1 rRNA gene is annotated in these 277 nt (G+C 52.2%); it reads left to right on the forward strand.

Features of this window, described 5'->3' with window-relative positions:
* Window positions 1-277: ribosomal RNA gene (locus A3722_RS18850) — 16S ribosomal RNA — on the forward strand; the annotation flags it as partial.

Below are 277 nucleotides of genomic sequence, written 5' to 3' on the forward strand. Positions count from 1 at the left end.
CCGCATACGCCCTTCGGGGGAAAGATTTATCGGAGAAGGATCGGCCCGCGTTAGATTAGATAGTTGGTGGGGTAATGGCCTACCAAGTCTACGATCTATAGCTGGTTTTAGAGGATGATCAGCAACACTGGGACTGAGACACGGCCCAGACTCCTACGGGAGGCAGCAGTGGGGAATCTTAGACAATGGGCGCAAGCCTGATCTAGCCATGCCGCGTGTGTGATGAAGGTCTTAGNATCGTAAAGCACTTTCGCCAGGGATGATAATGACAGTACCT

Origin of the sequence: Sulfitobacter sp. HI0027, from assembly GCF_001634775.1 — a bacterium.
GTDB lineage: Bacteria > Pseudomonadota > Alphaproteobacteria > Rhodobacterales > Rhodobacteraceae > Sulfitobacter.